A 21,011-nucleotide genomic window follows, 5' to 3' on the forward strand; every position below is an offset into this window, starting at 1 on the left:
AGGGTGCTTTTAAAAATTCAGAGTTTGCCGGAAGGTAAGTCATGGGAATAATTTCAAGGCGCTGCATTTATCTGCCTATATAAACAAGATTTTGTTAACCCAATATTGGGCGGGAACCGGATTTTAGAGGTGATTGAGAAGCGTAAATATAACTTTTTTAAGTATAGCTGATCCAATAAAATATCGTGAAGCGTTCGACTCTGTTTAGGTTGAAAAAATGCTTTCCGTAAAGGTTTCTGAGTTTTATATATGCGGAATTGTTAATGCTGCGGCATTCATTCCTTATGAACTGGATAGTTTAAAGAGAGAATGTGCGCTTCTTAAGACGGCATAGTCAGTATGCGTGGATAGGGTGCTCATCCCATAGTGATGGTAATGTTGTATAACGATAAACCTGGCGTCAAGCAAGTATCAGTGCTGACATGATCGAAGTATTTTTTATTGAACCTAATATGCCTAATCGCCTTGCCCAAGAGACCAGCCCCTATTTGCAGCAGCATACGGACAACCCTGTTGACTGGTTCCCGTGGGGCGAGGAAGCTCTAACGCTCGCTCGTGAACTGAATAAACCGATCTTGCTATCCATTGGCTATTCGGCCTGCCACTGGTGTCATGTCATGGCACACGAGTCGTTTGAGGATGCAAACGTCGCCGCAGTGATGAACCAACATTTCATCAATATCAAGGTGGATCGGGAAGAGCGTCCCGATCTGGATCATATTTATCAGGCTGCCCATAGTATGCTGACCCAGCGTAATGGTGGCTGGCCACTCACCTTATTTTTAATGCCTGATCAAGTGCCATTTTTTGGCGGCACTTATTTTCCAAAAGAGGCTCGCTACAATTTGCCTGGCTTTGTGCCTTTGCTGGAACGCGTGGCTGATCTATACCGCACGCGTCAGGATGACATTGCCAAACAAAGTGCGTCGCTGATGCAAATATTCGGCACTAGCCTGCCGAGCGCAGAAAGTCAGATTAGCTTCAATAAAACGTCATTGGAAGAGGCATTCAGCGGATTGCAACAATCTTTTGATCCCATTTACGGTGGTTTCGGCGGTGCGCCTAAATTTCCGCTGCCGACCGAAATGGAATTTTTGTTAAGGTATGCAACACGCGGCGGTAACCTCGACGCGCATCGCATGGTGTTTCATACTTTGCGCAAAATGGCAGATGGCGGGATCTACGATCAGTTGGGTGGCGGTTTTTGCCGCTACAGTGTGGATGAACGTTGGGAAATTCCACATTTTGAAAAAATGCTATATGACAATGGCCCACTGCTGGCACTTTATAGCGATGCGTATGTACTGTCGGGCGAGGCATCGTTCAAGCGTGTGGTGCAAGGTATTTCGGGTTGGGTCATGGGTGAGATGCAGTCGCCGCAAGGGGGTTATTATTCCAGCCTGGATGCCGATTCCGAACACGAGGAAGGCAAATTTTATGTGTGGACACCGGAGCAGGCCGCAAGCTTGTTGAGTGTGGAAGAATATGCCGTCGTAGCCGCTCATTACGGTTTGGATCATCCGCCTAATTTTGAAAATAGGCATTGGAATTTGATAGTTGCCCAGCCGCTAGCCACCATCGCAGAAGCGCGCCAACTGCCCCTTGAACAAATCGCACAACAACTCACCAGTGCGCAAAAAAAATTGTTTGCAGCGCGCGCAAATCGGGTGCGCCCAGGACGTGACGAAAAAATACTGGTCAGCTGGAACGCTCTTATGATCAAAGGGATGGCGCGTGCCGGTAGGAGATTAGGCGAGTCAGAATGGATATTATCGGCACAGCGCGCGGTGGATTTTATCCATGCCACGATGTGGCAAAATGGTCGACTGTTTGCTACCAGTAAGGACGGCAAAGCGCATCTGAATGCCTATCTTGATGATTATGCATTCATGTTGGACGCCTTGCTGGAATTGCTGCAAACGCAGTTTCGTCTGGCTGATCTGGAATTTGCCCGCGCGCTTGCTGACGTATTACTGGAACAATTTGAAGATCAGCAAGCGGGTGGGTTTTTCTTTACCAGCCATGACCACGAAAAGCTTATTCATCGCTCCAAGCCAGAGCATGATAATGCGATGCCTTCCGGTAATGGCATCGCAGCACTCGCGTTACAACGCCTTGGCCATATTTTGGGAGAGCAGCGCTATCTTAAGGCTGCCGAGCGCACACTGACGCTTTATTATCCGTTTTTTGCAAAGCAACCAATGGGCTTCACTAGCCTTTTAATGACTTTGCAAGAATATCTCATGCCGCCGCAAATCGTTATTTTGTGTGGTGCTCCCGGAGCAAGTGCAGCGTGGCGCCAGCAATTATCTCAGCATTATTGGCCTGGTACCCTGATTCTGGCTTTAGAAGGCGAGCTTGTTGGACTACCGCAAACGTTGACGAAGCCTTACACACAAGACGTTAGCGCTTGGGTCTGTCAGGGAGTGCAATGCTTGCCCGCAATTGATGATTGCCAAAAATTGATAGATGTTTGTAAATCTGGCGAAACGGGTTCAGACAGTATTAATACACAGGATACTTAGTCATCTGCGTGTGGCATGCATTTGTTGATAAAATTTAAGGAGTATTTATGGATTTAAAAGAAACGCGTATTGATTCAATGGCTGTGTATGAAGGCGATTTCATCAAGGTGTTTAAAGACAATGTGCGGTTACCGGATGGCAGTGTGGGCTTCCGTGAACATATAGTTCATCCCGGTGCGGTGGCGGTATTGGCAATTCTGGATAATGGCGATCTAGTAATGGAACGGCAATTCCGTTATGCGCCGCAACGTGAATTCATTGAGCTACCTGCCGGAAAAATTGATCATGGCGAAGACATCTTGCTTACCGCGCAACGCGAATTATTGGAAGAAACCGGCTACATTGCCAGCCAGTGGACGCACTTGACCACGGCTTGGCCATGTATAGGTTTTGCCGATGAACGAATGGAATATTTTCTGGCGCGAGGTCTGACCTACCAAGGTAGACAACTAGACGATGGTGAATTCCTCGAAGTATTTGAGCTATCGCTCTCCGATGCACTGGACTGGATAAGACAAGGCAAAATCAATGACAGTAAAACCATTGTTGGCATTTTCTGGCTGGAAAAAATGTTGAATGGCTGGAAAAAATATTAACTAGCTGAAAGCCTTCATATTGCTACTTTATGGCGCGCCAATATGGAGCATAAATGAATTATTGATGCACCATATTGGTGAACATGTTCATGTGTGAAAATTAATCCCACAGGAATACATATGCAAATCAAGTCACGAGCAAACTGGAACGAAATTTGCATATAACCTCTGGATTAGTTCATATATGGAGTAAGCAATGGAAAATATTGGAAACCTGAAAACGGGCAGTGACGCGTTGTTTATTCTGCTCGGCGCTATCATGGTTCTTGCGATGCACGCTGGTTTTGCATTTCTTGAGTTGGGTACGGTGCGCAAGAAAAATCAGGTGAACGCATTGGTGAAAATTCTCACCGACTTCGGCATCTCCACGCTAGCCTATTTTTTTATCGGCTACGGCATCGCCTACGGTGTCAATTTTTTCACCGATGCTGAACAATTGGCTCAGAAAAATGGCTATGAACTGATCAAGTTTTTCTTTCTTCTTACCTTTGCCGCTGCCATTCCCGCGATTGTTTCCGGTGGTGTGGCCGAGCGGGCCAAATTCAATCCGCAATTAGCCGCCACTTTTTTACTGGTCGGTTTTATTTATCCCTTTTTCGAGGGCATTGCCTGGAACCATCGTTTTGGTGTACAGAGTTGGCTGCAAACTCAATTCGGTGCGGAGTTCCACGATTTTGCCGGTTCTGTTGTGGTGCATGCAGTGGGGGGCTGGATAGCATTGGCGGCTGTTTTATTGCTTGGTGCGAGGCGCGGACGCTATACCAAGGAAGGCCGCATCTCGGCGCATCCCCCTTCCAGCATTCCCTTTCTTGCACTAGGCGCATGGATCCTCACCGTGGGCTGGTTCGGTTTTAATGTCATGTCAGCGCAAGAGATAGGTAAAATTAGTGGCCTGGTTGCAGTTAACTCGCTGATGGCGATGGTGGGTGGCACACTGGTTGCACTTTTTGTTGGCAAGAACGACCCTGGCTTCGTACACAACGGGCCGCTGGCCGGGCTAGTAGCCGTATGCGCCGGCTCCGATGTGATGCACCCCCTAGGCGCATTGTTGACCGGCGGTATTGCGGGTGGATTGTTTGTATGGATGTTCACTCTGACGCAGAACCGGTGGAAAATCGATGACGTCCTTGGCGTTTGGCCGCTTCATGGATTATGTGGCGCATGGGGCGGTATTGCAGCAGGCATCTTCGGGTTAAAGGCATTGGGAGGGCTGGGTGGAGTCAGTTCTATGGCGCAAATAATCGGTACGCTGCTGGGTGTCGTTATTGCATTTGGCGGTGGATTTTTAGTGTATTTTCTTTTGAAGAAAACAGTAGGTATTCGACTGAGTGCGGAAGAAGAATTCAATGGTTCGGATTTAAGCATACATAAGATTACGGCATCACCGGAACGCGAATCGGGATGGTAGTTTTGGGCTTGCTTCACGCATGAATGTAAAACAAAGTTTTAGAATCCGGGCAGACCCTGAGGCCTCCTCATGTGTTCATTCCCTTGTGATGTTGGACTTCGCAAGCTCAGCGCCAACTTACATTAGCCCAGGCTACGCTTGCTGCGTGTATGTCCTTTGGTTTCTGCTCCTCCCGTAATTAGTAGATCCAGTCCTGAATTGCCTGTGATGCCTTGGAGACAGGTTTCTACACATTGGAAGGTTGGTCGCAGTAGTTCCTGTAACAGGGACAGTTCGCGGTGCCGGGGCATTGTAGTGAAGAAGACCTAACGGATCGACCCAACTCACCGGATTCCCCCCATAGGTATAGGTATTGATGCCGCCTTACGGTTTTTTATGGAAGCCATACTCCGCTGCTTATATGGCTGCGGGCACGAAGCTTAATCTCTTTCTTGGTGTTGAAACTATATGTAAAAATATCGCTGATTTCTGAAATCAGCATATGCATGCGAGATTTTCCATAAATAATTACGTCATCATTTGGAAGGTAAACTAAGCCGGATGCTCCTTTGAGTTGCGGCAATTTTTCGGCATGCCCAGTCTTAAGAGTAATTTGATAAAACTCTTGCGATTTCCAATTATAGGAAATCAATTGTTGAGTACGTTTTCGCCACACGTATGGAACGCTTGCTTTGATCCCTGTTGGCGTGAGCTTCGAGTTTAATATTTGAAATATCCAAAGATCCTGATCTTCTCCCACAAATATAACTTCATCATTAGATATTTGAAGTGGTGGAGTGATTAGTGGGTATGTTAAACCATTAGGCAAAATCATGTCCGCAGGTGCTTTTGCAATTTTCTGAGCAGTACCTAGAGTCCTAATATTAGCCGTATATAAACATTTTTGTCCTGATTCCCCGTCCAGATCATAGAATAGGAGTGTCTTGCTTTCCGGGATATATGTTGGTAGGTAGCCCGAGCGCAAAGTGCTAGATGTCTTGGCATCTATATCAAATTTCCTCAAAAGACAATTTGGTTTCCTGATCCCGGTGCAGTCTTCAAAGAGAACGACACGATCGGACAGTTTTGTAAAGTGATTAATGCTATCAGTTGAAAATGAACCTAGATTGTAATACTTCAAGCTACGCAACTCGATCAAGCTAATATCATTGCTTCCTGCGGAATATACAAGCCGACCAGACAGCTTCACGGTTTCAGACATGGCACCTTCCGCAAACAGGGACAAGCAAGCTAGCAACATTAGTGTGAAGAAATTCATTTGTAGCATGCTTTCGGGCGTCTACTCTCATATTCCTTACGTATCTTATCCGCAAAGTCCTGACAGTTGTTGCCTATGAGGCAATATGGCTTTATATCTCTCTTGGCCGCCTCAACAGCTTCTCGCATTGTGGTATCGTCATAGTGGGGTCCAAACATTTCGTATTTAGATAAATTGTTTGGATTGTCTGGTCTTACCGTACTATCCCCAAAAAATCCTTCATTTGCTGGTTGTTTTCCATCCTCATAAAAGATTTGCTCATGGCTTATCTCTGTATTGAAGTAATTATCAACGAGGTTATTTAGCTTGAAAGGCATTCCGTCTAACGGTCTCTTCCCAAACTGGGCAAGCCCGAGCGCATCGGTGTAGCTCAATGGGTTACCATTTACATATGTATATGTATTTATGCCCCCTTGAAGCCCAATCGGATCACTCTGGATATATCGCCCGGTATTGGGATCGTAGTCCCTGAAGTAATTGTAGTTCATGGCTGTGTGGGCATCATAGAGCTGGCCAGGAAAGCGCAGGGGCATGTCGAGGGAGGGTTTATTGCCATGCGTGTCTCCATTAACACCGCTAGCTCCAAAGGCGTCGCTATTCCAACTCCACAACAGGGCTTTGCTTTGGTTGGTGGCCATGCGTGGAGTGTTCAGGTGGTCGCTGTGCAGGTAGTACTGGCTGGTTTTGTTGACCGCGCCTTTACCGGTGTATTCCAATTCTATTCCGGCAATCGGCTGGCCGCCGAGCCAGACCCAGTATTGCGCTTTGCTTGGTTTGCCGGTGGAGCTGTAGGTCTTTTGTCCAAGCAGTTGGCCATCTGCTCCATATAGATAGCTGTATGTGGTGGTGGGGGTAACCGCATTGTTGGCGCTGAAGATCCGTTTGAGGATTCTTTGACCTAGGGCGTTGTAGCTGTAGTTGGCATAGAGGTTGATTGGGTTGCGTACTTCGTTCAGGCGGCCTTGGCCGTTGTAAGCGTAAACGAGATTTTTGGATTGCCGCAGGGTGTTGCCTGCGGCATCACTCAGTGTCATTGCCCAGCTGTCGTTCTGCAGCATTCTGTTGCTGTCGGTAGCGGTGGTCAATGTTTGTGTGGCGGTCTGTTGTTCTATTCCATTGGCGGTGCCGTAAGTGCTGCGTTGTTTACGGTTGCCGGTGGCGTCGTAACTGTAGGTTTTACGTAGGACGGTACTTTTTTCTTCGGTGAGGTGGCCCAATGCGTCGTAGCTGTAGCTTAGGTTGCCAAACAGGCTGTGGTTGCGGGTTTTAATGTTGCCGTTGGCATCGTAGCTGAGGGTGCTTTGCCAGGTGCCAATAGTTTGTGTGGTCAGCTGGTAGTTTTGGTCGTATTGTCGGTTCAGTTGGATACCATTGCCCCAGGTCAGGTTTTTGAGTGGGCCAAAGGGCAGGTAGCTGATGTTGCTGACTAGTGCGGTAGGGGGTTGTGTGCCTATGGTCAGGTTGATGCCCGTAATTTGGCCGGCATTGTTGCGCGAATAGCTTATGCTGAAGCCTTCCGGGTAGCTGATGCTAGCTAGTTGGTTGGCGTTGTTATAGGTGTATTTGAGGCTTTCGTCCTGCTCTATCCCTGCCACTGTCAGGAAGCGGAGTTGTTCGCCCAGGTTGCCGCGTGCATCGTATTTGTAGCCAATCAGGCCGCCAGTGTCCTGTAGGGCCGTCAGCCGACCAATGCCGATGTTGCCACTGGTGATCATGTCATAGGCATAGATGATATTCAGCGCAGGGTTTGCCGGGAAAGTTTTGTTGGTGAGGCGATTGAGGGCGTCGTACTGATAGAGGGTGACGACACCACGGGCGTCAGTCTGTTGTGTAATATTGCCGGCAGCGTCGTGCAGGTAGATGCTGGTACCGCTGTCAGGGCTGATCAGTTGGGACAGGTTGCCGAGGCCGTCGTATTGGTATCGTGTCGTGACGCCGCGCGAGTCTTTGACTTGGATCAGATTACCCTGGGCGTCATGGTCAAATTGGGTAATGCCATTGAGTGGATCGGTGTTTTGTATCAGGCGATTGAGTGGGTCATAGGCCTGGTTGTTTATATTGCTGAGCGGATCGATGGTGAGTACCGGATTGCCGTTGAGGTCATAGGTTTGCTGGCGGGTTTGGTTACCAGCGCCTATGCTTTTGAGCAAACGCCCCAGTTCGTCATAAACCCAGGTGTTTTGTTTGGTCAGGCTGCCGTTGATATTTTTGAGGTATTGGGCAGTGCGGTTGCCCATGGCATCGAGGCTGTATTCGATTTTTTCGCCTAGGTTGTTGGTGACGGCGGTCAAGCGGCGTGCGTCATCCCAGGTGTAGGTTAGCGCGCTGCCATCTCCCCGGGTGGTCTGGGTGATGTCACCCACTGCATTGTAGTCAAACCGGGTGGTGCTGCCTGCCGTGCTGATTGAGGCCAGCCAGCCCTGCGGGGCGTAGGTCAGGGTGCTGCTGATATTGTTGGCATTAAGCAGTGTTTGCGGATGGCCGGATGTATCAAAATTGCTCAGTGTGGTACGGTGGCCAAGGGCGTTGGTGACGCTGGTCAAGCGGCCTTGGGTGTCATAGGTGTAATGGGTGATGTCCGATACGTCCGTGCGCGGGCCGTCGGTGGTTTCGGGCAAGCCTTGCGCTGTGTAGGTGTAGGTCCAAGTGCGCTCGGTTGGGGCATTTGTGCCAACACTGGTTTGGCCTAGCAGCCATCCGTGGTCGTCGTAAGTGTAGGTGGTGGTGCGACCGGGTTCAGTTATCGTTAACGGCAAGAAAAATTCTGTGTGCCAGGTAGTGGTTGTCGTCCTGGCTTGAGATGTCCCTGCGGCTTCGGTACGGCTGATTTCCAAGCCACGGCCATCGTAATCATAGACAGTGATTATGCCCTTGTTGTCGATTTTTGTTTTGATCAGCCCGTGTTCGTCGTAGGTAAGCGTGGTGTTGCTCATCGGGCAGCCAAGTGACGGCTCTCCGTGAATAGCGGTAATGCGCTTCACGCCCTGAATAACCTGAAACTGGTAGGTGGTCTGTTTGCCCAGCGCGTTAGTGACTGTGGATGAGCCATCGGTGTTATAGCTGATGGTTGTCAGCTCAGCGCCATTGGCATGTGAACTTGAAATAGCGCGGCCTTGGTTGTCATAAATCCAACTGGCATAACGCACCCCGCGTTCATCAATAATACCGGTGAGCCATTTTAAATTGCGGCTGTCGTCATAGATATACGTGCGCGATTCGGTGATTCCATTGCGGATAACACTGCGCTTAATCAGACGTTTTTGAAGGTCGTAGACATAGTTTATTTGAACATCGCCTGTGATTAATTTTGATGGTTGCCCTTGCGCCGTCGTATTGATAGAGAGTTCTAGAAAGCTTCCAAAGTTATTTGTCACCCGTACGCTTAGATCCGTCCCATACGTGAGCGTGTAGTCTTCCCCGGACGGTTTTTCCAGCCGGAGCAGGCGTCCAGCATCATCAAAAGTGGAGGTTATTTGCTTGGGAGAGGTGTAAACCCATAATTCATTTTTGCGGGTTAATTTTCCAAGCTCATCCAGCTCGGCAGTCGCAATGCCATTACTCAAAGAAAAATAGGATTCCCGCCCATCTGCCCCTACCAAAATAATATTGTCGGATGCAATTTTCAACTTGGCCGAAAAATTATGGCGCCACAGCCCATCTTGGCCGTTGTATATCCTGGAGAACGTTAACGGGGCAGCGCCCGTTCCAACATAATCAAATTCTTCCTGATATTTATTGCCAACAGCAATATTAATCGGGTTTCCCGCTTGCTTGGAGCAGGACTGATCATCAGGCGCCCCTTTTTCTTTGGTTAAGTCAACCACGCCATCTGGAAGCGAGCAGGAAGTGGGCGAGCTAGGACTGTCAGCAACATAGCCGGTAGCGCACACCTTGGTTATATAGTAATAATTATAACCATGCGAACCCCCACATATTGGGCTTGTTTCCGGCACGCCCGTTATATAGGTTGGTGTTTCGATCCAGCTCCATTGTTCAAAGCCGCAGCCAACTAGTCCAAATTGGGCTAGCCATATCGAGTATATGGCCATCTTTAGCTCTGGTGCAGTTCCATATCCGGAATACGATAGTTCAGGGCTGCGGTCTGCTGCAAACGCATTGGTAAACGTGGCATTAGCACTCAGGATGAGGGACAACAAAAACAGGCGGTAGTAGTTCATGTTGATAAAATCCCTTCATGGGGTTGAATGTAGCCGCTACATGGAAAAATGTGCCGCCTTTTTGCTTCCAGGCTCTTCTGGTAGATTATCGTATTTCGAGCCCCGTTCCTGCATAATATATTGCTTTTTAGATTAAGTGCGTTTTGTCTCCGGTACGCTGCTGGGTGTCGCTATTGCATTTGGCGGTGGTTTTTTAGTCTATTGGAAAGCGATAAGTCTATCCTCGGCTGCAAGCGCATCGACCTGACGTTCAGAAAGGCTTTATGACTATTGTGGCAGCAGGTGCCATCAGTACGATTGTTGATCCATTTGGTCCCGCAGTTGCGCATTTGGCAGCCTCAGATCCCGATTGGACAAACTTGATTGCTCGCGTCGGCCGATGTGGATTGCAGCCAAAACCAGAACGTGAACCCTATGAGGCGTTGATTAGGGCAGTTGCTCACCAGCAACTTCATGCGCGGGCAGCCGAAGCAATACTTAATCGATTTTTGGCGCTCTATCCGGATGTACCCTTTCCGTCGCCAAAGAGCATTCTCGCTACCGATGGAAATATACTGCGCGCTTGTGGCTTCTCTACTACCAAAGTTACGACAGTTCGCGGAATCGCGGATGGGACTCTGGATGGGGCTGTACCGGTCAGAAGTGCTGCGTTGGCAATGACGGATGAAGAGCTGGTCTCTCGGCTGGTTTCGCTACGCGGTATTGGCCGCTGGACGGTAGAGATGTTTCTTATCTTCACGCTGGAACGCCCTGATGTTTTACCCGTTGACGATTTTGGCGTGCGTGAAGGTTGGCGGGTGATGAAGTCACTGTCCAAGCAGCCCTTGCCCAAGGAGCTGTCCAAAATTGGGTTGGCATGGAGTCCTTATCGCTCAACCGCTACTTGGTATTTGTGGCGAGCAGCAGAGGAATTCAAGCGTTTGAAATCCAAGTAGTCCATCATACAAAAATATTTGTTTCTTAAGTGTTATCAGGTTCAAACCAGGAGAGTTTCTCTCTGAGTTTCACCACGCCACCTATGATGATTAAAGTTGGCGCTTTAAGTTTTGCAGCTTCTGCGATTTTTGGTAATGTAGCCAGAGTTCCGCACACCACACGCTGATTTTGTGTTGTTCCCTGTTGCACGATGGCGGCAGGGGTGGATTCCGGCAAGCCGTGTGCTATTAGTTTGGAGCATAGGATTTCGAGACCATGCAGGCCCATGTAGACCACAACGGTCTGATTGGGACGTGCCAACATTTCCCAATCGAGGTTCATGCCACCCTCTTTCAGATGGCCCGTTACGAAAATACAAGACTGCGCATGATCCCTGTGCGTGAGCGGTATTCCAGCATAGGCTGCAACACCGGATGCAGCGGTGATGCCCGGTACGACCTGGAAATTTATTTTGTGTTCTGATAGCGTTTCGATTTCTTCCCCGCCACGGCCGAAAATAAAGGGATCGCCCCCCTTAAGCCGCAAGACCCGTTTTCCTTCTTTTGCTAGCCTTACCAATAGATTGTTTATGCTTTCTTGCGGCATTGTGTGTTGACCGCGCATCTTGCCGACAAAAATTTTCTCTGCATCGCGTCGCGTCATTTCCAGCACCGGCTTGGAAACAAGGTTGTCATAAAGCACCACATCTGCCTTTTGCATCAGCCGTAGTGCTCTGAAGGTGAGCAAATCGGGGGCGCCTGGGCCTGCACCCACCAAAAATACTTCACCGACTGAGCCATGATTATTATCTTTCAACATAGCCAGTAGCATGGTTTCGGCAGATTTGTCGTTGCCCGAAAAAACTTTCTCAGCAATAGGACCTTCCAGCACGTTCTCCCAAAATATCCGACGCTTACTGAAATTGCTGATATGTACTTTGACTGTTTGCCTGAATTTGGCGGCGAAGGCAGTTAGCTGGCCATATGCTGGCGGTATCAGCGTTTCTAACTTGCCTCTTAAAATCCTTGCCAGAACAGGGGATGCCCCTCCCGTGGAAAAAGCGACCATGAGGGGAGAGCGATCCAGTATTGCGGGCATAATGAAGGTGCAAAGATCGGGATTGTCGACCACATTGACGGGTATGTTTCTTTTTTTTGCTTCGTTCGAAATTTCTTCGTTGGTCTCGATTTCATCTGTGGCGGCAATGACAAGTGTAATATTATTTAGATGTGCAGCTTGAAACCGAACTGGAACATATTCGATATTAGGAATGTTTTTAAAAGCCTCGCACAATTCTGGCGATACTATCTTTACTAATGCGCCCGCTTGCGCCAACACGGAAGCTTTTCTAAAGGAAACGTCACCCCCTCCCACAACGAGGCATTTTTTTCCCTTGAGGTTTAGAAAAATGGGGAAAAAATCCATGTCAAGCTTTATTCCTGTTTAAAATCATAGTTGTTTGTATGCTTATTCCAGTCATCTGGCTTACCAATCTTACAATGAGTGCACGGGTGCTGATTCAGTATCTGATTAGTCCCAGAAAATAAATAAACATTCCACTTTTGTATGTTGTTCAGGGGCAACTATTCATACTTTCAGTGATCAATAAAATAATTTAGTCATTTCACTAATGGAATCGGCGTCTTTTCACTAGACATCAAGCTTTCCTGCTATCATTAATAATAATAGAATTTCATAGAATTTAGCTGTAGCTTGTTCTTTTTAGTTGAATTTTGTATTTGTGTATATCGAAAACTTGCGCTTGATTTTTTGTTCTGCAAGATCTTAATTCTGACGGGCTAATTTACTGCCCACTTCTTCATATTGTTATCTATCGAACAAAGCATCGCACACCATGCTGTAAAATTGTTTAAAACAAATGTCATTCATTAACATGATGTATCTAAATATAAAATTTAATAATTTAAGACGCTTTTGTCAAATTACCGGGAGCCTTGTTGTAATTATTGAGTTTGATCAAAAATGCTGCGAGGGTATTGCATTGTGCAAAATGCCTGTAAAGCTCTTAGAAGAATTTCTGAGAAAACAATTACACTAGCTAATATGAAAATAAAAGAAAAAATGCCCCGATGGGCACTTTATAACATGATGAATAAAATTGATAATTTATTTTATGGTGCCCAGAAGAGGACTCGAACCTCCACACCTTGCGGCACACGGACCTGAACCGTGCGCGTCTACCAATTCCGCCATCTGGGCAATAAAACAAAACTTTGCTTCTTGAGGGCGCACAAGTTAATCGTTATAGGATTTTCTGTCAATGACAAATAAGAAAAACAACATTCGTGAGCTTGATCCATTCCTGGAACGTGAGCGTGCCCAGTACGATCATCCGCTTCCCAGCCGCGAGTACATTCTGCAATTGCTGGAAAAACAAGGTGTGCCGGTTGCCGAAGAAGAGTTATGCCACATATTGCATATTGATGAACATGAGGCTGAACTGTTTACGCGCCGTCTGCGTGCTATGGAGCGCGATGGTCAGATAATGCGTAATCGCAAGCGGGCCATCTGCGTGATGGACAAACTTGACCTGATTAAAGGCAAGGTACAAGGCCATCCCGATGGCTTTGGTTTTTTGATTCCTGATGATGGCAGCACCGATCTAGTATTGAGTGCCAAGGAAATGCATAAAGCATTGCATGGCGATACTGTCATGGTACGCGAAATGGGCACCGACCGGCGCGGGCGCCGTGAGGCCAGTATCGTGGAGGTGTTGGAGCGCGCCACCCAGCGTCTGGTCGGGCGGTTGTATGAGGAGCATGGCATTCAGTTCGTGGTAGCGGAAAATCGTCGTATTAGTCAGGATATCCTTGTTGCTCCAGGTGAGCATATCGGGGCAAAAGCGGGGCAGGTGGTGATGCTGGAAATTATGCAGCAACCCAGCAAAAATGCACAACCCATAGGCCGCATCGTGCAGATTTTGGGCAATTATGCCGACCCTGGCATGGAAATTGAAATTGCGTTACGCAAGCATGATCTGCCGTATGAATTTCCAGTCGACACGAAACATCAAGCTGAAAAAATTGCGCCCCAAGTACTGCCAGAAGATTATGCAGGGCGCGAAGATTTACGTCAGTTGCCGCTTGTCACCATAGACGGTGAGACGGCGCGGGATTTTGACGATGCGGTATATTGCGAGCCGAATGCCAATGGCTTCCGTCTGGTAGTAGCAATTGCCGATGTAAGTCATTATGTAAAGCCCGGAGATGCGCTGGATAAGGAAGCTTTGAATCGAGGTAACTCGGTATATTTCCCTCGCCGCGTTATTCCAATGTTGCCGGAAGAGCTTTCCAATGGCCTTTGTTCGCTTAATCCACATGTTGAGCGCCTGTGCATGGTATGTGATATGCAGATCAGCGCTCAAGGCGATATTGAAGCTTATCGCTTCTATCCATCGGTTATGTTCTCGCAGGCTCGCCTGACCTACAACCAGGTAGCAGATATGCTGGTCCACCCACAAGGCGAAATGGCACAAAAATTTGCCGCCGTGTTGCCGCAAATCAGTCATTTACATACCTTATTCAAGACTTTGCTGCAAGCCCGCGAGAAACGTGGTGCGATTGATTTTGAGACCATAGAAACTCAGATGATGTTTACCGATCAGGGCAAGATTGAGCGCATCGTACCCTTGGTACGTAACGATGCCCATCGCCTGATCGAGGAATGCATGCTGGCAGCTAACGTCTGTACCGCCAATTTCCTCAGCGAACGTAAGCACCCGGTGTTATATCGTGTGCATGAAGGCCCCACTCCTGAAAAATTGGAAGCCGTGCGTGAGTTCTTTAAGGAATTTGGCTTGGAACTTGGGGGAGGCGACAAACCTGAGGCTGGTGATTACTCTAAGCTGCTCAAGCAGGTTAAAGGGCGGCCTGATGCCGCTTTATTGCAAACAGTGATGTTACGCTCATTGCGCCAAGCCCGTTATTGCCCAGAAAATATGGGTCATTTCGGTCTCGGCTACGATGCCTATACACACTTTACTTCGCCCATTCGCCGTTATCCCGATCTGTTGGTGCACCGCGCTATTAAGGCTGTGTTAAATAACAATCAATACAAACCAAAAGAGAAATGGGACACACTTGGTATACATTGTTCCATGACGGAGCGGCGGGCTGATGATGCCACACGTGATGTTGAAGCGTGGCTGAAATGTTTCTATATGCGGGATCATCTCGGCAGCAGCTTCGAAGGCACGGTATCTTCAGTGACTGGCTTCGGCCTGTTTGTTGCGCTGGACGATCTTTTCATCGAAGGGCTGGTGCATGTGTCAGAACTCGGTACGGATTATTTTCATTTCGATGCGGCCAAGCACCAGATGCTAGGCGAGCGCTCTGGCAAGCGCTATCGCTTGGGAGATCGCGTGCGCGTTAAAGTCGTGAGAGTGGATATGGAGAGTACCAAGCTCGACTTCGTGCTGGATCTGCCTACTGGGGAATCGCCCGTTAAGGAAGCGAAAATTAAGAAACCAAAAAAAACCAAACTACGCCATGACTGAAACTCGTGTAATTCATGGTTTTCATGCCGTCACTGCGCGTATTCGCCAGCACGCTGACAGCGTGCTGGAACTTTATATAGATACCCAACGCCGTGATCCACGGGTTCGTGATCTGTTGAAGCTGGCGGAAAGTAATAACGTGCGTGTGGTTCCAGTGGATACCAAGCGTCTTGATGGCATGGCTGGCAATGCTCGTCATCAAGGGGTCGCCGCTCGCGTAGACGCCGCGCAAAAGGTGCGGCATCTGGACGACGTACTGGATACACTCACCGAACCCGCGTTGCTACTAGTGCTGGATGGTGTACAAGATCCGCATAACCTGGGTGCTTGTTTGCGCAGTGCCGATGCTTTCGGCATACATGCTGTTATCGCTCCCAAAGATCGCGCCGTTGGTTTGAATGCGACCGTGGAAAAGGTTGCCTGCGGCGCGGCAGAAACGGTTCCCTATATCACCGTTACCAACCTTGCACGTACCCTGCGCGAACTACAGGAGCGTGATATCTGGGTAGTCGGTGCGGATAGCGAGGCCAAAACTGACCTGTATGGGTTCCGGCATACCGGCGCATTAGCCTGGGTGCTGGGGGCGGAAGGAGAGGGCCTGCGTCGGCTTACCCAAGAAACCTGCGATCAACTGGTGCGTATTCCGATGCTGGGCAGCGTGGAAAGCTTGAATGTTTCTGTGAGCGCAGGGGTGTGTTTGTTTGAATCGAGAAGACAACGGATGGGGTAAAGTAGCAGCAAACTGGACGGAATAACTAGAGTAGCGTATTTCACCGATTATTTTTGTTTTGCTTATTTCACTTTATGTTCTGAGCTTCAGTATTCAAATTTTCGTTCCAATATTTGGCATTGCCAATATGGGTCATCCTAACATCGCCTTCAACCGCGCTAATTTCGCCATCCCCACATCTTTGCTTACTTCGGGTGTGCTGCCTGTTGGTAATACACCCGAATAGATTAGTTCATCTGCGGGCAATTCTTTCAAGAAGCGGCTTGCTTCACATGCCTGCCATTCTTTACCGTGTTTGCGCTTGGTGCAGTAGCTGATTTGCAGCGAGCGCTCTGCGCGAGTTACGCCCACGTACATCAGCCGACGTTCTTCCTCAATCTGTTCCGGTTGCTCGCTTTGGTGGTGCGGCAGGGTGCCTTCTTCCACTCCAACCATGAACACATGGCCGAATTCCAGACCCTTGGCAGCGTGCAGAGTGGATAATGAAACGGCATCCACTTCTTCTTCGCGGGATTCGAGCAGGTTCATCAGCGCGATGGTTTGTGTCATCGCCAGTAACGTTTTGCCGTCGGCTTCCGATTTGCGGTTGATCCAGCCGACAAAATCGGTAACATTCGCCCATTTGTTTTCCGCCTGACGTGGTTCATGGCTATCAAACAGCCATGCCTCATAATCTATTGCGCTCATTAAATCTGCCATCACTGTCGCACACTCTTCCTTGTCGGCGCGCGCTTCCATGCGATTAATGAAATTGCAAAAGGTTAGTAACTCTTCATGCTGTCGTGCAGGAAGTTGATGTGCCATGGCGCTTTCGAAAGCCGCTGCGAACAGGCTTATGTTGCGTGTACCGGCATAGCCCGCAAGCTTCTCCAGTGTCTGGTTGCCAATACCTCGTTTAGGCGTGGTAATGGCGCGAATGAAGGCCGGATCGTCATCCGTGTTTGCAATCAAGCGTAAATAAGCAGTGAGATCCTTGATCTCCGCGCGATCGAAGAAGGAGCTGCCGCCACTGACGGTATAGGGCACTTTCTGTCCACGCAGTTGTTCCTCAAAAGTACGCGATAGGTGATTGCTGCGATACAGGATGGCGTAGTCAGAAAAACGCGTATTGTGTTCAAATTTATGTGCCAGCAAACGCATTATTACGGACTCTGCTTCGTTCTCGCCGTCCCTGGCTGCGAATACGCGGATAGGGTCGCCCGGTCCATGGTCGCTCCACAATTTTTTTTCGAATAGCTTGGTGTTGTTACGTATTAAATGATTGGCACAGGTCAAAATGCGTTGCGAAGAACGGTAGTTCTGTTCCAGCTTGATTACGCGTAAATTCACGTGGTCATTTTGTAAATTCTGCAAATTCGCGGTGCTTGCTCCCCGCCAGGCATAGATCGCCTGATCATCGTCGCCCACTGCCGTGAGTGCTGCGCGACTACCTGCCAGCAAGCGAGTCATTTGATACTGGCAATCGTTGGTATCCTGATATTCGTCAATCAACAGATAACGAAACCGCTGCTGCCAGCGCAGCAGGGCTTCAGGAAAACCCTGAAATAAATCCACTGGCAAGCGGATCAAGTCATCAAAATCCATCGCCTGATAGGCGCGTAATGTTTCCTGATAGCGTCCATAAAGTAATGCAGTACGTTGCTCTGCTTCGTTTTCTACCAGACTTAAGGCTTGTTCTGGTGAAGTAAAAGAGGATTTCCATTTGGACATGACACTTTGTGCGATACGAATATCTTGTTTGTCCGGTGCACCCAACAGCTCACTAATGATCTTTGCTGTATCAGCACTGTCGAAGATAGAAAACTGTTTTTTGTAGCCGAGCAGCCCAGCCTCCTCGCGCAAGATTTGCATACCTAGCGCATGGAAGGTGCAAATGGTTAAACCTTTGGTATTGCGCCCAGATAACAGTTTGCCTACGCGCTCACGCATTTCATTCGCAGCCTTGTTGGTGAAGGTGATTGCGGCGATGTTGCGCGGTGCATAGTCGCATTGCTCAATGAGATAGGCGAGTTTATGAGTGATAACACGCGTTTTTCCGCTGCCTGCGCCAGCCAGTACTAACAGCGGGCCATCCAGATATTTAACTGCTTCGAATTGTGAGGGATTGAGTTTACTTAGCATTAGAACAACTCTAAAAAAATCCCAATTTCATTCCTGCTGACGTTGAGAAAATGGGTTTTTGCGACAACATTCAGAGATTAAAAAGATCGGATTAGCGGGAATGTTATGGTGGGCTGAGCAAAGTTACAGCGGAGAGTCAGATTGTGCATGAATGGGAGCTTTGTTTTGACTACTTTCACGATCGCAGCAATATAAATTTTATTTACATGCTGCATTGTGAGTGCTTGTACTGTTTGTGTGTGCTGCCAGGCCACTCTACCTTTACGGTTATTTATTTTGTTCAAATTTACCGGAAAGTTCATTTTTGCGAAGCAAGCCTGATTTTGCGGAGCAGAGCTTGATTTTTGAAAGTTACAATTTATCTGCAACTTATTGATTGTTGGTGCCCGGGACCGGACTTGAACCGGTACAGAGATTTCTCCCCGACGGATTTTAAGTCCGTTGTGTCTACCAATTTCACCACCCGGGCGAGATAAAGCAAGTTTGGAATGAGGATTACTAACCAACTCATTGCACAACGCGCATTATACAGAGATGCCCGCCACGTTAGCAAAAACATCGTAATTTTTCTCAATCAGGTCGGGTAATTGGCGAATTGATTGAGACCATGTTTGTCAGCAATAAATTGATTTGTCCGGTATTACAGCAAATAAATGGCACGCTTTTGATCTCTTCTCTTTCCTGAGTTACAGAGTCAGACCTGTACCGTTCCTGTGGCTGAGTTATACCGGATAAATCATGTGCCACAAGCCGGGGGAGTTTCTTTGCGCGATAAGAACTGATGCTGTTTTCTTGACACTGATAGCAATATCACTATAATGCGGACTTCGATTTTTGCGGGAATAGCTCAGCTGGTAGAGCGCAACCTTGCCAAGGTTGAGGTCGCGAGTTCGAGTCTCGTTTCCCGCTCCACCTTCTTGGGAAAGTATCTGGCTTTCCCTTTATTTCTTAAAGCATGCGCAACATGGCGGGGTGGCAGAGTGGTCATGCAGCGGCCTGCAAAGCCGTGTACGCCGGTTCGATTCCGACCCCCGCCTCCATTTTCAAGCGTACTTAGCCCAAAATTTATCCGTGGATTTTTTGTGCTCTGTTATAATTCTGACCTTCGGGGCGTAGCGCAGCCTGGTAGCGTACTTGGCTGGGGGCCAAGTGGTCGGAGGTTCGAATCCTCTCGCCCCGACCAATTAAATCAAAGGCTTGCAGCGTAAACTCTGTAAGCCTTTTTTATTTACTATGATTTATGACTATAGTTTATAGGTATCAGAAAATTCTGCTTACCCCGTGTTCGATAATAATTAATATTCAAATATCTTTGGGTGGGTTCACAGTGCTTCATGAATTTATTTTTTCGCATTCAGCTATCAGGAAATAAAATACCGATATGTTAAAAGCTATCGAAAAATGGTTCGAAGCTACGCTGTGGAACGGACGCTTCGTCGTAGTGGTAGCCGTTGTGGCGAGCATGGCCGCTGCCATTGCGATTTTCTATATGGCCACAGTGGACGTGGTGTACCTTGTCGGCCACATGCTACCTTATGCCGATTCTGCCTTGACTGAAGAGGCGCGCAAGCTTCTTCATGACCAGACCATCAGCCATGTGGTCGAAGTCGTTGACGGTTACCTGCTTGCCACCTTCATGCTGATTTTTTCGCTCGGCATGTATGAACTGTTTGTCAGTGACATTGATGAAGCACATGGTAGCAAAACCTCCAGCAAGATTTTGGTTATCGCGAGTCTGGATGACCTCAAAGCGCGGCTGGCCAAGGTAATTCTGATGATCCTGATCGTTACCCTGTTCGAAGAAGCAATGAACATGAAGATATCGACCCCGATCGACCTGCTTTATCTCGGCGGCGCCATTGCTCTGATCGGTGCTTCGCTGTTTCTGACCCATAAGTCGGAAGACAACGGAAAAGACAGCAAACACCCTGGAGATTGAATCGTGAATTGTATTTTTCTGTTTCCCATGACCCACTATTCGATTGGTGAGCCTCGTCAAAATTTCGATCATATGCTACAGAGCTCGACCCTCTGTGGCGGCGTGCATGGCTATTTCGACTATACTTTCGTGGCAGGTGGATGAATATGGATACAGATTATTGGCGCGAACGTTGGGCCAGAAGTGAAACAGGTTTCCATCAGAAAGAAATTAATCCGCACTTGCAGCGATTCTGGTCTGCACTGAACCTTACTTCGGGCAGTCGTGTGTTCGTGCCACTTTGCGGCAAGAGTCGTGACATGCTTTGGCTGCGAGCGCAAGGCCATGAAGTAGTTGGCGTAGAAATCAGTCCATTGGCGGTCGAGGCATTCTTTGCTGAAAGCGGCCTGCATGCGTCAGTCACAAAACACGACACCTTCAGTATCTACCAGACAGAAGGAATTCGGCTTTACTGCGGCGATTTTTTCCAGCTGACATCAGAGGATATGGCCGGAGTGAGCGCAGTTTTTGACCGCGCCTCACTTATCGCGCTACCCCCATCGATGCGCAGTGCCTATGCAGCCCACATGCAGACTATCTTGGTTTCAGGCGTAAATACCTTGTTAGTTACCTTCGACTATCCCCAGCATGAAATGCAGGGGCCGCCTTTTAGTGTAAAAGAGCCGGAGGTAAGAGCACTTTATGAGAAAATGGGCGAAGTGCGCCTGTTGAATAGCGCGGACATTCTCGACCAGGAACCACGATTTCGCGATAAGGGTATAACCCAGTTGCAGGAAAATATTTTCCTTGTGACGCATAACCCGCGTTAAGCAGAAATATTAAATT

At 48.3% G+C, this 21,011-nt stretch carries 12 protein-coding genes and 5 tRNA genes; 11 read left to right on the forward strand and 6 right to left on the reverse strand.

Annotated elements, in window-relative coordinates:
* Positions 1-422: 422 nt before the first annotated feature.
* From W01_RS00690 to W01_RS00700, 3 genes are all read left to right on the forward strand, one after another.
* Positions 423-2,525, forward strand: a complete 2,103-nt coding sequence (locus W01_RS00690; protein WP_320416770.1) for a thioredoxin domain-containing protein — start codon at positions 423-425, stop codon at positions 2,523-2,525.
* Between the two features lie 47 nt (positions 2,526-2,572).
* The gene (locus W01_RS00695; RefSeq protein WP_173051757.1) at positions 2,573-3,121 is read left to right on the forward strand and encodes an NUDIX domain-containing protein; all 549 of its coding nucleotides are present in this window, start codon (positions 2,573-2,575) and stop codon (positions 3,119-3,121) included.
* Positions 3,122-3,317: 196 nt separating this feature from the next.
* Complete coding sequence (locus tag W01_RS00700; protein ID WP_445082536.1) at positions 3,318-4,529, forward strand: ammonium transporter; 1,212 nt, start codon at positions 3,318-3,320, stop codon at positions 4,527-4,529.
* Positions 4,530-4,902: 373 nt separating this feature from the next.
* Here the strand turns inward: W01_RS00700 and W01_RS00705 are convergent, their stop codons facing one another.
* Positions 4,903-5,730: a hypothetical protein gene (locus tag W01_RS00705; protein ID WP_173051758.1), complete on the reverse strand. Its 828-nt coding sequence runs from the start codon at positions 5,728-5,730 to the stop codon at positions 4,903-4,905.
* Between the two features lie 53 nt (positions 5,731-5,783).
* Positions 5,784-9,965, reverse strand: coding sequence for an RHS repeat-associated core domain-containing protein (locus W01_RS00710; RefSeq protein WP_198421310.1), 4,182 nt, complete (start codon positions 9,963-9,965; stop codon positions 5,784-5,786).
* A gap of 263 nt (positions 9,966-10,228) precedes the next feature.
* Between W01_RS00710 and W01_RS00715 the strand changes: the two genes are divergently transcribed.
* Positions 10,229-10,900, forward strand: a complete 672-nt coding sequence (locus W01_RS00715; RefSeq protein WP_173051759.1) for a DNA-3-methyladenine glycosylase family protein — start codon at positions 10,229-10,231, stop codon at positions 10,898-10,900.
* Between the two features lie 25 nt (positions 10,901-10,925).
* Here the strand turns inward: W01_RS00715 and cysG are convergent, their stop codons facing one another.
* Together cysG and W01_RS00725 are read right to left on the reverse strand one after the other, a co-directional pair.
* Positions 10,926-12,305: a siroheme synthase CysG gene (cysG, locus tag W01_RS00720; RefSeq protein ID WP_173051760.1), complete on the reverse strand. Its 1,380-nt coding sequence runs from the start codon at positions 12,303-12,305 to the stop codon at positions 10,926-10,928.
* A 710-nt stretch (positions 12,306-13,015) separates the two neighbouring features.
* Positions 13,016-13,100 (reverse strand) — tRNA-Leu (locus W01_RS00725).
* A gap of 61 nt (positions 13,101-13,161) precedes the next feature.
* Between W01_RS00725 and rnr the strand changes: the two genes are divergently transcribed.
* A complete protein-coding gene (gene rnr / locus W01_RS00730) occupies positions 13,162-15,396 on the forward strand; it encodes a ribonuclease R (RefSeq protein ID WP_173051761.1) in 2,235 nt (744 codons plus the stop codon).
* On the forward strand, positions 15,389-16,126 hold the full coding sequence (gene rlmB, locus W01_RS00735; RefSeq protein ID WP_173051762.1) for a 23S rRNA (guanosine(2251)-2'-O)-methyltransferase RlmB: 738 nt from the start codon (positions 15,389-15,391) through the stop codon (positions 16,124-16,126). Before rnr ends, rlmB begins: the two co-directional genes overlap by 8 nt.
* Positions 16,127-16,258: 132 nt before the next feature.
* On the opposite strand, the gene W01_RS00740 is transcribed toward rlmB, so the two are convergent.
* On the reverse strand, positions 16,259-18,247 hold the full coding sequence (locus tag W01_RS00740; protein WP_173051763.1) for a UvrD-helicase domain-containing protein: 1,989 nt from the start codon (positions 18,245-18,247) through the stop codon (positions 16,259-16,261).
* Between the two features lie 380 nt (positions 18,248-18,627).
* Positions 18,628-18,716: transfer RNA gene (locus tag W01_RS00745), tRNA-Leu, on the reverse strand.
* A 367-nt stretch (positions 18,717-19,083) separates the two neighbouring features.
* Between W01_RS00745 and W01_RS00750 the strand changes: the two genes are divergently transcribed.
* The 5 genes from W01_RS00750 to W01_RS00770 all read left to right on the forward strand — a co-directional run bounded on the left by W01_RS00750 (position 19,084) and on the right by W01_RS00770 (position 20,995).
* A tRNA-Gly gene (locus tag W01_RS00750) sits at positions 19,084-19,159 on the forward strand.
* Between the two features lie 54 nt (positions 19,160-19,213).
* Positions 19,214-19,287: transfer RNA gene (locus W01_RS00755), tRNA-Cys, on the forward strand.
* 66 nt (positions 19,288-19,353) lie between these two features.
* Positions 19,354-19,430 (forward strand) — tRNA-Pro (locus W01_RS00760).
* 198 nt (positions 19,431-19,628) lie between these two features.
* On the forward strand, positions 19,629-20,186 hold the full coding sequence (locus W01_RS00765) for a YqhA family protein (RefSeq protein WP_173051764.1): 558 nt from the start codon (positions 19,629-19,631) through the stop codon (positions 20,184-20,186).
* 146 nt (positions 20,187-20,332) lie between these two features.
* Positions 20,333-20,995, forward strand: coding sequence for a thiopurine S-methyltransferase (locus W01_RS00770; RefSeq protein ID WP_173051765.1), 663 nt, complete (start codon positions 20,333-20,335; stop codon positions 20,993-20,995).
* The last annotated feature ends 16 nt before the right edge of the window (positions 20,996-21,011 follow it).

This window comes from Candidatus Nitrotoga sp. AM1P (assembly GCF_013168275.1).
Classification (GTDB): Bacteria; Pseudomonadota; Gammaproteobacteria; order Burkholderiales; family Gallionellaceae; genus Nitrotoga.